This window comes from Synergistaceae bacterium DZ-S4 (assembly GCA_025943965.1).
Classification (GTDB): domain Bacteria; phylum Synergistota; class Synergistia; order Synergistales; family Synergistaceae; genus Caenicola; species Caenicola nitritireducens.
On sequence record JAPCWD010000008.1, the window covers coordinates 64,781 to 80,849 of the forward strand.

The window sequence follows — 16,069 nt, forward strand, 5'->3', positions numbered from 1 at the left end:
GCAGAATCTGTCCGAAACAGTTCTGCAGCCATTGCATATATTGACAAAAATATCATATTAATAGAATAGAACACGAGAGGAAGCAGAAAATGGCTGACAACAGAAAAGAACAGGAACGTGCCGAGCTTCACCGGACTATATGGAACATTGCCAACGACCTCAGGGGAAGCGTAGACGGATGGGACTTTAAACAATATGTTCTGGGGATGCTCTTTTATCGCTACATTTCAGAAAACATGACCGTCTACATAAATAGGGGAGAATGGGAAACGGGCAACAAGGATTTCGACTATGCAAAGATCTCGGACATTGAAGCAGAACAGGCCCGGGAAGATTTGGTCAAGACAAAAGGCTTCTTCATACTGCCCAGCGAGCTTTTCGAAAATGTCCGCACCAAGGCGAAGGACGACGAGAACCTCAATGAGACCCTGGAGCGCATCTTCAGCAACATAGAAGCTTCAGCGCAGGGGACAGACAGCGAGGACGATTTCAAGGGACTCTTTGACGACATAGACGTAAACAGCAACAAACTTGGCAGTTCCGTGTCAAAACGCAATGAAAAGATGGTCAAGCTCCTGAATTCCATTGCAGAGATGAAACTTGGGGATTACAAGGATAATACAATAGACGCGTTCGGAGACGCTTATGAATACCTTATGGGTATGTACGCCTCCAATGCAGGAAAGAGCGGCGGCGAGTACTATACGCCTCAGGAAGTATCCGAACTTCTGACACGCATTGCATTGGTGGGGAAAACAGAAGTGAACAAGGTATATGACCCGGCCTGCGGTTCCGGCTCCCTGCTCCTTAAGTTTGCAAAGATCCTTGGCAAAGACAAAGTCCGTCTCGGCTTCTACGGCCAGGAGATAAACATAACTACATACAACCTCTGCCGCATAAATATGTTCCTTCATGACATCGATTATGACAAATTCGACATTGGACTTGGTGACACACTCATAGACCCACTTCACTGGGACGACGAGCCCTTCGAGGCGATCGTCTCCAATCCTCCGTACTCGATCAACTGGAAGGGCGACAGCGACCCCATTCTGATCAACGACCCGCGCTTTTCCCCTGCGGGCGTGCTTGCGCCAAAATCCAAGGCGGACCTTGCGTTCATAATGCACTCTCTTTCATGGCTCTCGACGAACGGAACGGCAGCCATCGTCTGCTTTCCGGGAGTTATGTACAGAGGCGGGGCGGAAAGGAAGATCCGGCAATACCTCATCGACAACAACTATGTTGACTGCGTCATCCAGCTGCCCAGCAACCTGTTTTACGGGACAAGCATTGCTACCTGCATAATGGTTCTGAAGAAGTCAAAGCCCGAAAACAGCACGCTTTTCATTGACGCTTCAAATGAATTCGTCAAGGTAACGAACAATAACAAGCTTACGCAGGATAACATGGACAAAATCATAGATGCCTTCAGGACAAGAGAGGACATTGAACATTTTTCGAGGCTTGTGCCCAACAGCGAGATCGAAGAACAGGACTATAACCTTTCTGTCTCCACCTATGTGGAACAGAAGGACACACGGGAAGTTATCGATATTGCCAGGCTCAATGCGGAAATAGAAGAAATCGTGGCAAGGGAGCAGGTCCTGCGGGATGAGATAGCCAGGATCATTGTGGAAATTGAGGCAGGAGCATGAACAGGGACTTCCAGTTTCTTGTTTACCGATCTGCGAACCAAGATGTCTCCGTAAGCGCGATCATAAAGGATGAAACTGTCTGGCTGACTCAAAAGGGAATGGCAGAATTATTCGGTGTAAATATCCCCGCTATATCAAAGCATTTGCAAAATATTTACGAAGAGGGCGAATTAAACAGGGATGCAACTGTTTCCAAAATGGAAATAGTTCAAACCGAGGGCGCAAGAACAGTCAAGCGTAATGTCGATCTTTATAACCTTGATTCTATCATTTCTGTGGGATACCGTGTGAGTTCTGCGCGCGCTACCCACTTCCGTATCTGGGCTACCGGAGTACTGAAAGAGTATATGACAAAGGCGGAGAAAGAATACGAAGTATTCAACAAGACCCAAAAGATCATTTCCGATTTTGACAAGGAAGTTAAGCGACTCTTGGAGAAGAGGTACGAAACAGATGAGTAAATTGGAAGAATTGATCAGTGAGCTTTGTCCAGATGGTGTGGAGTATAAAACCCTTGGAGAAATTGCCACAGATATTTATCGCGGATCAGGCATTACAAGAGACCAAGTTACACCAACAGGAACACCTTGCGTACGTTATGGTGAAATATATACAACATATGGTATTTGGTTTGAAAAATGTGTTTCGTTCACTAACGAGAATACTATTACCAACAAGAAGTATTTTAAATATGGTGACCTTCTGTTTGCCATTACTGGTGAAAGTGTCGAAGAAATAGCGAAATCTTGTGTGTATATTGGACAGGATATATGTTTGGCCGGTGGCGACATTGTTGTCTTGAAGCATAATCAAGACCCTAAGTATCTTTCATATGTGTTATCAACGACGGATGCACAGAAACAGAAGAGTAAAAATAAAGTTAAGAGCAAGGTCGTCCATTCCAGTGTCCCGGCAATTAGTAAAATCATAATCCCCCTCCCCCCGCTTTCTGTGCAGCGTGAAATTGTCCGTATTCTGGACAATTTCACAGAGCTTACAGCAGAGCTTACAGCAGAGCTTACAGCCAGAAAAAAGCAGTATGAGTATTACAGGGACGAGTTAATAATGTTTCCCGACTGTGAAATAAAGCCATTTGGACAAATAGCGTCTATTGTCCGGGGGGCTTCGCCACGTCCAATTAATAACTTTATAACTGACGATGAAAACGGTATTAATTGGATAAAGATTGGAGATGTAAGTACTGGTAGTAAATACATTACTTCCACAAAAGAAAAAATCACACAAGCAGGTGCAAGAAAATCACGATTTGTAAGCCCTGGGGACTTTGTGCTTTCAAACTCAATGAGTTTCGGACGCCCTTATATTTTGAAAACGGAAGGGTGTATTCATGACGGTTGGTTGTCAATAAGTGATTTTGAAGAAACATTCACATCCGATTTTCTTTACCACTTACTCAGTTCAAGTGTAATTCAAAAAACTTTGGCTCAACGTGCTTCGAATGGTACAGTGCAAAATTTAAATGCAGATATTGTAAAATCTCTCGAACTTCCTGTTCCGTCAAAAGACATACAAAAAAAGATCGTTTCGATCCTCGACCGCTTCGACACCCTGTGCAATGACCTGACAAACGGTCTGCCTGCCGAAATCGAAGCTCGGCGCAAACAATATGAATATTACAGGGACGAGCTGCTTACCTTCAGGGAGGCGAAGGCTTGAACAAATATAATATCGTTGCCAGTACCGATGAATCGACAGTTGTTGCCGAATATACCCCTAATTATGTGCGTTCCTCCAAATATCAGAGTGAGGCGGAACTTGAGCGGGTATTTATCAGCATCCTGGAATCACAGGGTTATGAACACCTGAAGATCAGCAATGAAGCCGAACTGACAGCGAATCTGCGAAGACAGCTTGAACTGCTGAATAACTATTCCTTTACAGAAGGCGAATGGAAAAGATTTTTTGCAGAATGCCTCGCCAACACCAACGAGGGTATTGTTGAAAAGACCCGAAAGATCCAGGACGACCACATCCAGATACTAAAGAGGGATGACGGCACGACCAAGAACATCTACCTTCTCGACAAGAAGAACATCCACAACAACCGTCTGCAGGTCATCAACCAGTATGAGGAGCCGGGCGGGAAGCATGAAACAAGGTACGACGTTACCGTCCTCGTAAACGGCCTTCCCCTCGTGCATATCGAGCTTAAGAGGCGGGGAGTGGCTATCAGGGAAGCCTTCAACCAGATCAACCGCTACCAGCGGGACAGCTTTTGGGCTTCATCAGGCCTCTATGAATATGTTCAGATATTCGTTATATCCAACGGGACGCACACGAAGTACTACAGCAATACCACCCGAAACGCGCACATAAAGGAACAGCTGGGCAGGGAAAGAAAAAAGAGCAAGAAGACAAGCAACAGTTTTGAATTTACCAGTTACTGGGCAGATGCAAACAACAAGACCATTCCCGACCTTATGGGATTTACAGGTACATTTTTAGCCAGGCACACCATCTTAAACATCCTCACAAAATATTGTGTATTCACCTCTGAAGAACTCCTCCTTGCAATGCGCCCATATCAGATAGCCGCTACAGAACGTATATTGTCCCGCATCATGATATCTACCAACTATAAAAAGATGGGAACTTTGGATGCGGGTGGATATATATGGCACACCACGGGCTCAGGCAAGACCCTGACGAGTTTCAAGACAGCACAGCTTGCCTCGCTCATGCCCTATATCGACAAGGTGCTATTTGTCGTGGACCGCAAGGACCTGGACTACCAGACCATGAAAGAATACGACCGTTTCGAGAAGGGAGCGGCAAACGGCAACACGTCAACGAGGGTGCTCCAAAGACAATTGGAGGACAGGAACGAAAAGGGAAGCCCGCACGAATATAAGATCATAGTCACCACGATCCAGAAACTGGACATCTTTATACGAAAAAACAAGCAGCATGATGTCTATAAAAAGCATGTTGTCCTTATCTTCGACGAGTGCCACCGTTCGCAGTTCGGAGACATGCACCAAGGTATTGTCAAGAGCTTTAAGAATTACCATATATTCGGCTTTACCGGAACGCCAATATTTGCCTCAAACGCAGGTTCCGCAGGCGATCCGCTCCTCAGGACTACAGAGCAGGCCTTCGGCGAAAAGCTGCATACATATACTATCGTGGATGCCATCAACGACAGCAATGTCCTGCCCTTCAGGATAGACTTCATAAATACCATCAAGATGCCCGACTATATAGACGACAAAAAAGTTTATACCATTGACCGTGAAAAAGCACTGGCAGACCCCAGGCGGATAAGCGAGATAGTTTCGTATGTCCTCGATCACTTTGACCAGAAGACGAAACGAAGCAGCTTTTACACCTTTACAGCGAAATGGGAAGAACAGGACAAGGATGACAAAAGAGCCAGGATAGAAAATCGTGAGACAAGGCGGCTGGCGGGTTTTAACTCAATATTCGCTGCCGCTTCGATCCCGATGGCAATCAAGTATTATGCGGAGTTCAAAAAGCAGACAGAGGCAAAAAAGCGCAAGCTTGTCCTGGCGACGATCTTCAGCTTCAGCGCCAACGAGGAGGAGCCCGAAGGCCTGCTTCCCGATGAAGACTTCAACATTGAAAACCTCGACCAGAGTTCGAGGGATTTTCTTGACTCAGCGATAAAGGATTACAACGCCGTTTTCAACACGAATTACGATACATCTTCGGATAAATTTCAAAACTACTACAAAGACCTTTCCCTGCGAATGAAAAACAGGGAGATAGACATCCTGGTCGTAGTAAACATGTTCCTGACCGGATTTGACGCAACCACTCTGAACACCTTATGGGTAGACAAGAACCTGAGACAGCACGGACTTATCCAGGCGTTTTCACGGACAAACCGCATCCTCAACAGCGTCAAGACATTCGGGAACATCGTCTGTTTCCGTGACCTTAAGGATGAGACAGACAAAGCGATTGCACTCTTTGGCAACAAGGACGCGGGGGGCATAGTGCTTCTCAAGACATTCGATGAATACTACAACGGATATAATGATGACAACGGACATAAGCCCGGTTACGAGGAGCTGATCAAAGAACTTGAAGAGCAGTTTCCGCTGGGACAGCCTATCGTGGGAGAAGAATCCCGGAAGGAATTTATCCGACTTTATGGAGCAATCCTGAGGCTGAGAAACATCCTTACCTCTTTTGATGACTTTGCCGGAAAAGAAATACTCTCAGAAAGAGACTTCCAGGACTATCAGAGCGTTTATATAGACATGTACCAGGAATTCAGGAAAGGCTCGGAAGCAGACAAGGAAAACATCAACGACGATATTGTTTTCGAGATCGAACTGATCCGGCAGATAGAGGTAAATATCGACTACATCCTCATGCTTGTAGCCAAATACCAGCAGTCCAACTGCAAGGACAAGACCATCCTCACGACCATCGACAAAGCCATCAATTCGAGCATTGAGCTACGCAGCAAGAAAGAGCTTATAGAGCGTTTCATTGAACAGATCAACGTCTCGTCACAAGTGGACGAAGACTGGCGCACGTTCCTTGACGAAAGCAAGGAAGAAGAGATCTCCGCACTGATAGAGGAAGAAAAGTTAAAACCGGAAGAGACCCGCCGTTTCATTGCAAATGCACTGCGCGACGGAACGCTGAAGACGACCGGCACGGCAATTGACAAGATCATGCCCCCGGTATCAAGGTTCGGAGGCTCCCGCACGGAAAAGAAGCAAGGCATCATAGAAAAACTCATGGCCTTCTTCGAGAAGTATCTGGGGCTGGTGTAGGAATATTAAGTCTATTAAATCAGATGGTGCTATAAGTATGAATAATCGAGGGAAAAATATTACTTTATTTCTCATGGATGGCTCGGCTACAGGCCGTATAAAGTGTACTCTTGCCAACTGGACCGGCATCGCATACAAAATACCCAGAACTGAAATCGACAGCTGTCGGGAACGCAATGACCTCAAACAAAGCGGTGTTTATTTTCTTTTTGGTACATCGGAAGAAACTGGCAAAAGCGTTGTCTATATTGGGCAAGCCGGATCAAGGAAGAAAGGTGAAGGGATCCTTTCACGGCTATTGGAACACAAACGCAACCCTGATAAAGATTACTGGACAGAAGCTGTTATTTTTACCACATCAAATGACTCCTTTGGAGCGACAGAGATAAGCTATCTTGAAAACCGATTCTGTAATATGGCAATAGAAGCTGAACGCTATAAAGTTAAAAACAGCAACGATCCTGCTCCCGGCCATATCACTGAGGAAAAAGAAAGCGAACTCGAAGAGTTTATTGACTACGCAAAGATAGTAATGGGTACACTTGGACATAGGGTATTTGACCCTCTCATCATAGACAGAAAAACTGAACCTGTACCGATGCTGCAATCTGACGATGATAAAATCCTATTCTTTAAGAATAAAATCAGAAAAAGCGGAGAAATCATAGAGGCAAAATGCAAACAAACAGAAGAAGGTTTTGTTGTCTTAAAAGGAAGCATGATTTATAAGATTGATTCAGATCATATTTCACCTGGATTAAAAAAAGCCCGTGATAATGCGTCAATAGACAAAAACGGGATTTTGCAGGAAAACGTCCTTTTTCTGAGCCCATCATATGCCGCAGCTTTTGTAATCGGAAGAAATGCCAACGGGCTAATTGCATGGAAGAATCTAGCGGGGAAGACCTTAAAAGATATTGAAAGCATATAAATTATCAATATTCAGAGAAACGCCTACAAACACCAGGAGGCATAAAATAACCACATGCCTCCTGGTGTTATAAAGATTATTTTAAGTAGATCATTTCAAAACGAACACAAACTGCCCTAACTACACTATGCCCTCCAGTTTATCTGTCCACCATTGAGCAAGTTCTGCCCTTTGCGTCATAAGGATCTCGGGCGGGTACTGGGGCTTGCCATCAGGATTAACAGCATCCATAAAGGTCTTGATTAGGATATGCAGTTCCTTGCCGTCTTTTGCACCATATTCATATTTATTCTTCATGATGGCTTCAGCGGAATAACGCATGCCGAAAGCAGTCTGGGTATGGCTTTCGACCCCCATCATCTTCATAGCACCGTGTCGGGAAGCACGTTGTCGTTGCCGGCGGGGAAGAGGTACGGGGAGTCTTCTGGGGCCAGGTTAAGTTTTTTTATCCTGCCCAGGAGGTCTAATGCCTGACTGGATAGAGGAATAACATGATCGGCCTGTATGTCCGTCCTCTTGGAAGGTGTCAACCATACATTCCGGTCAAGGCAAAACTCTTCTCACTTGGCAAAACGTACGTTTTTAGGCCTTGTGCAGGTGAGCATAAGCAGCTATAAGGCGCAGATGTTCCGCCGGCTTTTTTCGCTCTCTTTTGCCGTCTTGTAAATCCTGCGAAGCAGGTCAATATCGGCAGAGGCTGGCAAAACAAGCACCGTACTTTGCAGTAAACATACTACGACCTGCGCCTTGACAAAAACTACTCTTGGTGTGATATTAATAAACCTGTAATGATTACAGATTTTCCCGGAAGGCGGTGGCGTACTGTGGCATACACATGATCTGTTTCCCATAAAATAATGCACGGGATGCGTTACCAATTTGCTGCACATTCAGCCTCCGGGTCAGCTGCCTTTTTCTCCTTTACAAGGCAGTAAACTTCCAAACTCATAATTCCCCAAAAAGCTGATTCCCTGCCGCGGATTACTGACAAAGTACTTCCGGAGCCCTTTTGTGGCTTCAGGAGTATTTTCGTGCATATGTGTGATCTGCCTGTATCCCCATAATTTAACTAAAAAATAAGGAGATGTAACTGAATTATGAAAAAAATGATCGTTTCAATGGCACTGACGATAATGCTGATGGCTTCCTCGGCCGTCGCCGCGCCCCTTGATGCTTTTAAAGGTCAGAAAGGTAATCTTGACATAGCCGGAGGAACTGCCCACATTCCCGTAATGAAAGAAGCGGCGAAGCGCATCATGTCTGTTAACACTGACATCCGCATTACAGTAGCCGGCGGAGGTTCAGGGGTCGGAGTCAAACAGGTCGGAGAAGGACTTGTTACGATAGGGAACACCGGTCGGGCACTGAAAGAAGAAGAGATATCAAAGTACGGGCTTGTCTCCTTTGCATTCGCAATTGACGGTGTGGCAGTAGTAGTCAATCCTGCAAACAAGGTCGATGCTCTTACGACCCAGCAGGTAATTGACATTTATGCCGGCAAGATAAAAGACTGGAAAGAACTCGGAGGCGAACCCGGATCGATCAACGTCTTCAGCAGAGAAGACGGAAGCGGTACAAGGGAAGTCTTCACAGAAAAAGCTATCAATAAGGGAGAACTTGCGCCCTCCGTAAACGTAGTCAGCTCTAACGGGGCAATGAAGACTGCTGTTGCACAGGACAAGCGCGCGATCGGATATGTCGGGATCGGGCACATTGACAATTCAGTAAAAGCTCCGAAATTTGACGGAACGGTCCCATCACAGGAAAACGCAGCCAACGGCAAATACAAAGTTACCCGCAACCTTTACATGAACACAAAAGGGGATCCTCAGGGACTTACGAAGCTCTTTATCGACTACATATTCAGCCCTGAAGGCGCCGAGATAACGAAAGACAGCGGATATATCCCGCTTCCCGCAAAGAAGTAAAGTGTGAGCGGGGGGAGAGTATTCTCTCCCCCCAACAAAAGCAGGAGAATAATTTGAAATACAATAAAAACACCCCTATCTGGTTGAAGGCATCGGCTGTATATGTCACATCACTTATGTCAGCCCTTTTTGTCTTTATCACTGTCTGTGCACTTGATGGATTATTCAGGAGCGGCCCTTCTCTGTTCGGCTCTGTATGGGATCCAGAAGGGGGACGATTCGGGATAATGCCTATGATCTGGGCAAGCGGACTTCTCTCTCTTTCATCGCTGATAACGGGCTGGGCATTCGCAGTAGGATGCTGTTGTTTTATCCATGGTTTCGGCCCGAAATGGGCATCAGAGCTGCTGGCCAGGGTCCTGAGGATCATGACCGCAGTACCTACTGTAGTTTATGGTTTTGCATCTGTTTTTCTTCTTGTCCCTCTTATAAGAAACGGCCTAGGAGGCTCCGGGTTTTCCTGGCTGACAGCCTCCATTGTGCTAAGCCTCCTTATTATGCCTACTATGGTGCTTTCTATGGACAGCGCCTTCAGAACTATAGAATCCGAGACCAGGCTGACATCTGCAGCACTGGGTTTCACCAGAGAACAAAACATCGCGATGGTCGTTCTTCCGGCATCCAGGCAGTGGATATGGTCTTCCGCGCTTCTGGGGTTCGGACGTGCCGCCGGTGATACACTGATACCGACAATGCTCGCAGGGAACGCGGTCCAGTACGCTAATACGCCGCTGGACGCAATGAGGGCACTTACCGCGCACATCGGGCTCGTCCTCTCCTCAGATGTCGGAGGCACGGCATATCTTTCGCTTTTCGTAGCGGGAGGGCTACTCCTTTTTGTCAGCATTTCAGCAAACATACTCTTCCGCCTGGTGAGGAGGAAGTCACTATGATGAGGGTAAAACTGCTGCGGCTTCTTGCCTTTATATCTGCATTCTTTGTCATTGGTTCTTTTATGTTGCTGATCGGATTTCTTTTCTACCACGGCACGCCTGTTCTTGACGCAGGGCTCTTCTTCGGGGAGACAGATCCAATCGATGCGATAATCGGCACACGTCCTGTCTGGGACGGCATATGGCCCGCTTTTGCGGGAACTTTATATCTTATAGCTCTTACAATGGCTGTTTCACTGATCCCCGGGATAGGGTGCGGGATATACCTTGCCCGCTACGCAAAGGGAAAAAAGAAAGAGATGCTTTCTATGGCTGTGGACCTGCTGGCAAGCGTCCCTTCCATCGTTATGGGCCTTTTCGGATTTGTGCTGATCCTACTGCTCAGACGAACTTTTGCGCCTGACGCGACCACATGTATCAGTCTTGCAGCATTCTGTCTTGCTTTGCTTGTAATGCCTGCTCTTGTGGTAACCACACGGACATCGATAGAGAGCCTCCCCGAGTCTCTTGTCGTCACTGGCACCGCACTTGGATTTACGGAACATCAACTGCTTCGACATATTTTGATCCCGGCAGCCGGCAGGGGGATACTTGGCGGGATCATGCTGGCGATGGGACGGGCTGCTGAAGATACGGCAGTTATCATGCTTACCGGAGTGGTCGTCAATTCCGGACTGCCTGCCGGACTCGGCTCCAAGTTCGAAGCTTTGCCTTTTCTCATTTTCTATACTGCCGCTCAGTATGTCGATCAGAATGAGCTCCTCAGAGGGTTCGGGGCTGCGTTGGTCCTCCTTGTCCTTTCCGCCGGACTACTTTATGCTGCGTCCAAACTTCAACGAACTATGGAAAAACGCTGGAAGGGAGCAAGATAATGGGTCTCTGTGCAGAAATTGAAAATTTATCTGTTTCATTTCACGGCAGAAAAGCTGTCAACGGAATAAACGCGTCATTGCCGTCAGACGGCATAACTGTTCTTATAGGACGCTCCGGTTCCGGGAAGACGACATTTTTAAGGGCTTTGAACAGGCTCAATGAGACGTTTGACGGACATGAAGGGTCGGGGAGCATACGTTTGTTACTGGGAGGCGAAATGAAAGACATTTACTCTTCAGGAATATTGACCCCGACTGAATTGCGAAGAAAAGTCGGGATGGTTTTCCAGACTCCCAATCCTCTTCCGCTGAGCATACGAAGGAACATCATGCTGCCGCTGGAACTCATGTTGGGATCCAGGGGATCTTTCGCTGACGAAAAAATGGAAACGGCACTCAAGACAACAGGTCTCTGGAATGAAGTCAGAGACAGGCTTGATACGCCTGCAAACAGACTGTCCGGGGGGCAGCAGCAAAGACTCTGTCTTGCAAGGGCTCTGGCCCTTGAACCGGAGATCCTGCTTCTTGATGAACCCACAGCTTCTCTGGACAAGAGGTCTGCTGAGCAGATCGAGGACCATCTGCTGTTCCTTAAAGACAGATATTCCATCGTTATGGTATCTCACAGCGTAAGACAGGCACTTAAGCTAGGAAGCTACTTTGTACTGCTTAAAAATGGCACTGTTGCAGCTTCATTCTTTAAAGAGGAGCTTCCGGAAGGGAAAGATGCTGAAAAAGCACTGACCGACCTTCTTTAATGAGTTTCTGACAGTTCCTTGTAAATCTATCTCGAGATCACATTTTTAAGGGGATATACGAAATGCACGATATCGGACCAATTTTTGAAATGATGAGAAATGAAGTTGCAATGGGTCCCATCCACATAAAGGAGATAAGCGAGAAAGGCATTCCCATTATAGGAACCTATTGTACTTACACACCCTGGGAGCTGATCAATGCAGCCGGCGGGATCCCTGTTTCGCTGTGCAGTACAAGTGAAAAACCGATAGGTGAGGCAGAGAAGCACCTTCCCAGAAACCTCTGTCCGCTCATCAAGTCCAGCTATGGCCACGCACTTACAGATACCTGCCCTTACTTTCATTTTTGTGACATGGTCCTCGGTGAGACGACCTGCGACGGCAAAAAAAAGATGTATGAGTATCTGCGAGAAATAAAGGAAACTTATGTAATGCAGCTGCCGCAGACAGTGAACGGTTTGAACAGCATGAAGATGTGGAAGGATGAGATCCTGCTTCTCAAAGATTTTCTTGAATCAAAATTCAATGTGGAGATCACCGGCGAAAAACTTTCTGCCTCCATTAAACAGCGCAATGAGATACACAGTACGATGATGGGATTTTACTCTCTTGCCTCCCTCCCATCGCCGGTCCTTACGGGCAAGGAGATCATGCTGGGATCTGATTACCTTAAGTTTTCCTTTGATTACGAAAGGACAATGGAAGTAATAAGAGATCTGACTCTAAAGCTTAAAGAAAACTATGCTTCGGGAGAAAGGCGGATCGATCCTTCTGCAAAACGTATCCTGATAACCGGATGTCCAATGGGAAAGTCGCTTGAAAAGATCGTAGACGCTATCGAATCGAAGGAAAACGGGGGAGTCGTAGTCGGATTTGAGAACTGCGGAAATCTTAAATGCTCTTCATCTTTGGTTAACGAGTATTCAGATCCTATAGACGCTATAGCTGACAAGTATCTCAATATTCCATGCTCGGTAATGTCACCCAACTCAAAAAGACTTGAACTTATCAAAAAATACGTAAAGGAATACAGGGCAGACGGCGTCATAGATGTCATTCTCCAGGCTTGCCACACATACGCAGTAGAAACCCGCTCAGTACGCGAATTCCTTAATAGATCGGGCATCCCTTATATGGCTGTGGAGACCGATTATTCTCAGGGCGATACAGGCCAGCTTGCCACAAGATTTGGCGCTTTTATAGAGATGCTCTGATGTATACCGCAGGAATAGACATAGGGTCATCGAATATAAAAGCCGCGATCTGGGACGGATCCTCTTTTGAAGTATGGAGTCAGCCTACCGGGTGGGATATCAGCGAAACATCGGAGGCCGTGATCCAGGTCCTTTTGGACAGATCTTCCCTGAAAATGGAAGATCTGCACCAAGTTGTTGCTACCGGTTACGGAAGAAAGATGTGCCGTTTTGCCGGAAGATCTGTGACCGAGATAACCTGTCACGCTGCGGGAGCCTTTCATTTGGTCAAGGATGCGGAGACTGTTCTGGATATCGGCGGACAGGACGTAAAGGTAATAAGGCTGGACATCGAGGGTAAAGTTACAGATTTCCTGATGAACGACAAGTGTGCCGCCGGTACGGGACGATTCATCAGCAATATGGCAGTTCTGCTGGGTTACAGTCTTAAAGATTTTTCGGATATACCTGCGGAAACTGAGATCAGTAAAATATCTAGCATGTGTACAGTTTTTGCCGAATCAGAGGTGATAAGCCTCCTTTCCGGGGGAGTGGCAAAAGAGAGCATTGCACTTGGGCTCCTTGATTCGATCGCGTCAAGAGCAGCAGGGATGGTCATTCGCATTTCAGACAGAGGACCTGTGGTACTTACAGGCGGTCCTGCACTCAACAAAAGGCTTGCCACGCTTATTTCGAAGCACCTGGGTCGGCCTGTCCTCACCTCGGAACTGGCGCAGTTCTCCGGTGCTATAGGTGCTGCACTGATAGCAGCGGAATAAAGGAAACGTTCAAGAAGGGAGGCGGTCCGATGGTCGTAAAGGGATTTTGACAGAATAAAACGAACCTTCCGCACGTTGTGCGGTTTAGCGTCGGACATCCTTCACTTATTACCCTACCTCTGAAAGGTGAATTTTCTTTATTTTCAGGGGACGGGGGCAAAGGGACTTATCTGTTAAATATCCCATGAATAATTTGTATTACTGCGCTGTTTTCTGTTTGACCGCAACCTGATGAAAAAATTAAGGAGTGAATGTTTTGAACAAGATAAGATTCTCGGTAATGGTTCTTGCAGTATCGCTTATGATCGCCTTGCTTGCACTTCCCTCGGTGGCCCAGGAATACGTAAACATAGGAACTGGACCCACAGGCGGGACGTACTATCCTGTAGGTTCAGGTATAGCAAAAATTTGGAGCGACAACGTACCGGACCTAAAGGCTACGGCACAGGCCAGCGGAGGTACCCGCAACAACATCCAGCTCATGGAAGCCGGTGACGCGGAAGTAATCTTTGCGGACGGCCTTTACTATGACGCATACAACGGCCTGGCAAGCTATATCGGCCAACCGAAGAAATTCATCCGCGCTCTTGTACCTCTTTATCCTGAGGCGGTGCATATCGTTGTCCTCAAAGGAAGCGGAATTAAAAGCATCCAGGACCTTAAGGGCAAAAAAGTATCAGTCGGAGCTGTAGGCGGCAGTGTATCCCTTACAGCGGAGACCCTTTTTAAACATGCAGGGCTTGACCCGAAAAAAGATATGAAGCTGGAATATCTCGGACATGCAGAGTCTGTCAATGCTTTTATGGATAAGAACATTGATGCAGCAGTTACAGTTGGAGCCATTGGGATCGCAAGCGTTGTCGAACCGATGACGCTTGGGATAGTTGAACTTATTGACGTATCGAATGATCTTGTCGAAAAAATGATCAAGACTACACCATATTTTGCAAAAATGACTATCCCAGCGGGAAGCTATAAGGGTCAGGAAAAAGATGTTAAAACCTTCAGCAGCCCCAATATCCTTGCAGTACACGAAAAAATTGGAGAAAGTACAGCTTATATGATGACCAAAACGCTTTTCCAAAACAAAAACGACCTGGTAGTTATCAGCGCAAGGATGGCTGCAATGGACGCGGCAAAAATAAAGGACATCAAGATCCCTCTTCATCCGGGTGCGATAAGATATTACAAGGAGATAGGGCTCATAAAGTAACGGCACTCATTTTGCAAATAGAATTTAGGTATATGTTCATTAAGGATATTCCTATACATATTCGCGGGAACCGGACCAATATCCGGTTCCCGCGAATATAGTTTTTGTCGTCGGATCAGCCCTGGATCGCCTGACCAATCTCCCTTTTCTTTGCGTTTTTATATACGGCTGCTGCAGTCGTCAGACCTACAAGCGACATCCCTACCGTCTTGAAGAAATTGCTTTTTCCCTTATAGGGAGGTGTTACAGACCCTCCCAGCAGGGTACTTATCTTGTGTACCTGTTCAGGCTTGAGCAGGCCTTCTTTTATCGGCTGGCTGAGGTCTCCGCTCTCTTCCATGGCGTACTCCAGATCGGCGTATGCTGTATCAACAACGTTCCAGAGTGCGGCGGGATATTCACGCATAGAGGGCGAATAAGAACCGACTCCGACGAAGCACTTGTCCGCAAGAAGAGCTGGGTCGTTCGGTAGGACCGGCTGTGTGGAAGTAGTTGCCGTTATAACTATCTCGCTTTTTTGGAGCAGTTCTGAGGCATCGCCGCACAGTGTGCACTTCACACGGCGTCCCAGCAATTTCTCAAGGTCATTTGCGAATGTGTCTGCCTCTTTACGGAAAGTATCGTAAAGGAATATCTCTTCGATCTGACGAACTGTAGAGGCGAACATTGCCAGATGAAGCCCCTGCATCCCAGTACCGACTATTCCAAGCCTTTTGCTCCCGGGATCTGATAAATACCGGACAGCAAGGCCCGCAGCGGCACCGGTACGCAACGCCGTGATCTTTTTAGCATCCATGATGGACAGTATTTCTCCGCTTTCAGGATCTTTCCAAAGCACTACTCCGTCCAGGGTGGGCTTTCCCTTTTTGTAGTTTTCAGGGAAAAAGGAGAGTATCTTCGTGATAAGAGCATCAGGGGCAAAACATGGCATATAGATCATTTTATTGCCGCCGTGAGCAAAGAACGCCCTGTCTGGAATGTAACAGGTGCCTTTGTCAAAAAGGACGTAAGCATCAGCCACTGCTTCCATAACTTCATCGGTTGAAATTGCCTGCATTATTTCGTTTCCGTT

14 protein-coding genes are annotated in these 16,069 nt (G+C 46.7%); 12 read left to right on the forward strand and 2 right to left on the reverse strand.

All coding sequences use genetic code 11. The features are described 5' to 3' along the window. Positions 1–89 precede the first annotated feature (89 nt). From OLM33_06520 to OLM33_06540, 5 genes are all read left to right on the forward strand, one after another. Complete coding sequence (locus OLM33_06520; GenBank protein MCW1713323.1) at positions 90–1,658, forward strand: type I restriction-modification system subunit M; 1,569 nt, start codon at positions 90–92, stop codon at positions 1,656–1,658. Then, positions 1,655–2,119: a virulence RhuM family protein gene (locus tag OLM33_06525; GenBank protein MCW1713324.1), complete on the forward strand. Its 465-nt coding sequence runs from the start codon at positions 1,655–1,657 to the stop codon at positions 2,117–2,119. The genes OLM33_06520 and OLM33_06525 overlap by 4 nt, the downstream gene beginning before the upstream one ends. Beyond that, complete coding sequence (locus tag OLM33_06530; protein ID MCW1713325.1) at positions 2,112–3,335, forward strand: restriction endonuclease subunit S; 1,224 nt, start codon at positions 2,112–2,114, stop codon at positions 3,333–3,335. Before OLM33_06525 ends, OLM33_06530 begins: the two co-directional genes overlap by 8 nt. Next, positions 3,332–6,430, forward strand: a complete 3,099-nt coding sequence (locus OLM33_06535; protein ID MCW1713326.1) for a type I restriction endonuclease subunit R — start codon at positions 3,332–3,334, stop codon at positions 6,428–6,430. The genes OLM33_06530 and OLM33_06535 overlap by 4 nt, the downstream gene beginning before the upstream one ends. Before the next feature lie 73 nt (positions 6,431–6,503). Next, positions 6,504–7,361 (forward strand): GIY-YIG nuclease family protein, encoded by an 858-nt coding sequence (locus tag OLM33_06540; GenBank protein MCW1713327.1) that lies wholly within the window; start codon positions 6,504–6,506, stop codon positions 7,359–7,361. Positions 7,362–7,481: 120 nt separating this feature from the next. On the opposite strand, the gene OLM33_06545 is transcribed toward OLM33_06540, so the two are convergent. Then, on the reverse strand, positions 7,482–7,727 hold the full coding sequence (locus OLM33_06545) for a hypothetical protein (GenBank protein MCW1713328.1): 246 nt from the start codon (positions 7,725–7,727) through the stop codon (positions 7,482–7,484). A gap of 731 nt (positions 7,728–8,458) precedes the next feature. Between OLM33_06545 and OLM33_06550 the strand changes: the two genes are divergently transcribed. The 7 genes from OLM33_06550 to OLM33_06580 all read left to right on the forward strand — a co-directional run bounded on the left by OLM33_06550 (position 8,459) and on the right by OLM33_06580 (position 14,997). Continuing rightward, positions 8,459–9,289 carry a phosphate ABC transporter substrate-binding protein gene (locus tag OLM33_06550; GenBank protein MCW1713329.1) on the forward strand — a complete coding sequence of 277 codons (831 nt, stop codon included), beginning with the start codon at positions 8,459–8,461 and terminating at the stop codon, positions 9,287–9,289. Positions 9,290–9,342: 53 nt separating this feature from the next. Further along, a complete protein-coding gene (locus tag OLM33_06555) occupies positions 9,343–10,182 on the forward strand; it encodes an ABC transporter permease subunit (GenBank protein ID MCW1713330.1) in 840 nt (279 codons plus the stop codon). Then, the gene (locus OLM33_06560) at positions 10,179–11,054 is read left to right on the forward strand and encodes an ABC transporter permease subunit (GenBank protein ID MCW1713331.1); all 876 of its coding nucleotides are present in this window, start codon (positions 10,179–10,181) and stop codon (positions 11,052–11,054) included. Before OLM33_06555 ends, OLM33_06560 begins: the two co-directional genes overlap by 4 nt. Next, positions 11,054–11,812 carry a phosphate ABC transporter ATP-binding protein gene (locus OLM33_06565; protein ID MCW1713332.1) on the forward strand — a complete coding sequence of 253 codons (759 nt, stop codon included), beginning with the start codon at positions 11,054–11,056 and terminating at the stop codon, positions 11,810–11,812. The genes OLM33_06560 and OLM33_06565 overlap by 1 nt, the downstream gene beginning before the upstream one ends. Before the next feature lie 62 nt (positions 11,813–11,874). Continuing rightward, positions 11,875–13,026, forward strand: coding sequence for a double-cubane-cluster-containing anaerobic reductase (locus OLM33_06570; GenBank protein ID MCW1713333.1), 1,152 nt, complete (start codon positions 11,875–11,877; stop codon positions 13,024–13,026). After that, positions 13,026–13,784 carry an acyl-CoA dehydratase activase gene (locus OLM33_06575; GenBank protein ID MCW1713334.1) on the forward strand — a complete coding sequence of 253 codons (759 nt, stop codon included), beginning with the start codon at positions 13,026–13,028 and terminating at the stop codon, positions 13,782–13,784. Before OLM33_06570 ends, OLM33_06575 begins: the two co-directional genes overlap by 1 nt. Before the next feature lie 247 nt (positions 13,785–14,031). Continuing rightward, positions 14,032–14,997: a TAXI family TRAP transporter solute-binding subunit gene (locus tag OLM33_06580; GenBank protein ID MCW1713335.1), complete on the forward strand. Its 966-nt coding sequence runs from the start codon at positions 14,032–14,034 to the stop codon at positions 14,995–14,997. A gap of 115 nt (positions 14,998–15,112) precedes the next feature. Here OLM33_06580 and OLM33_06585 read toward each other — a convergent pair whose 3' ends face one another. Beyond that, complete coding sequence (locus OLM33_06585; protein ID MCW1713336.1) at positions 15,113–16,054, reverse strand: ornithine cyclodeaminase family protein; 942 nt, start codon at positions 16,052–16,054, stop codon at positions 15,113–15,115. Positions 16,055–16,069 lie beyond the last annotated feature (15 nt).

What these genes read in the sequence shown, in the direction of transcription:
- OLM33_06520 (MCW1713323.1), top strand. Translation starts at nt 90, where the DNA reads ATGGCTGACAACAGAAAAGAACAGGAACGTGCCGAGCTTCACCGGACT.
- OLM33_06525 (MCW1713324.1), top strand. Translation starts at nt 1,655, where the DNA reads ATGAACAGGGACTTCCAGTTTCTTGTTTACCGATCTGCGAACCAAGAT.
- OLM33_06530 (MCW1713325.1), top strand. Translation starts at nt 2,112, where the DNA reads ATGAGTAAATTGGAAGAATTGATCAGTGAGCTTTGTCCAGATGGTGTG.
- OLM33_06540 (MCW1713327.1), top strand. Translation starts at nt 6,504, where the DNA reads ATGGATGGCTCGGCTACAGGCCGTATAAAGTGTACTCTTGCCAACTGG.
- OLM33_06545 (MCW1713328.1), bottom strand. Translation starts at nt 7,727, where the DNA reads ATGAAGATGATGGGGGTCGAAAGCCATACCCAGACTGCTTTCGGCATG.
- OLM33_06550 (MCW1713329.1), top strand. Translation starts at nt 8,459, where the DNA reads ATGAAAAAAATGATCGTTTCAATGGCACTGACGATAATGCTGATGGCT.
- OLM33_06560 (MCW1713331.1), top strand. Translation starts at nt 10,179, where the DNA reads ATGATGAGGGTAAAACTGCTGCGGCTTCTTGCCTTTATATCTGCATTC.
- OLM33_06565 (MCW1713332.1), top strand. Translation starts at nt 11,054, where the DNA reads ATGGGTCTCTGTGCAGAAATTGAAAATTTATCTGTTTCATTTCACGGC.
- OLM33_06570 (MCW1713333.1), top strand. Translation starts at nt 11,875, where the DNA reads ATGCACGATATCGGACCAATTTTTGAAATGATGAGAAATGAAGTTGCA.
- OLM33_06575 (MCW1713334.1), top strand. Translation starts at nt 13,026, where the DNA reads ATGTATACCGCAGGAATAGACATAGGGTCATCGAATATAAAAGCCGCG.
- OLM33_06585 (MCW1713336.1), bottom strand. Translation starts at nt 16,054, where the DNA reads ATGCAGGCAATTTCAACCGATGAAGTTATGGAAGCAGTGGCTGATGCT.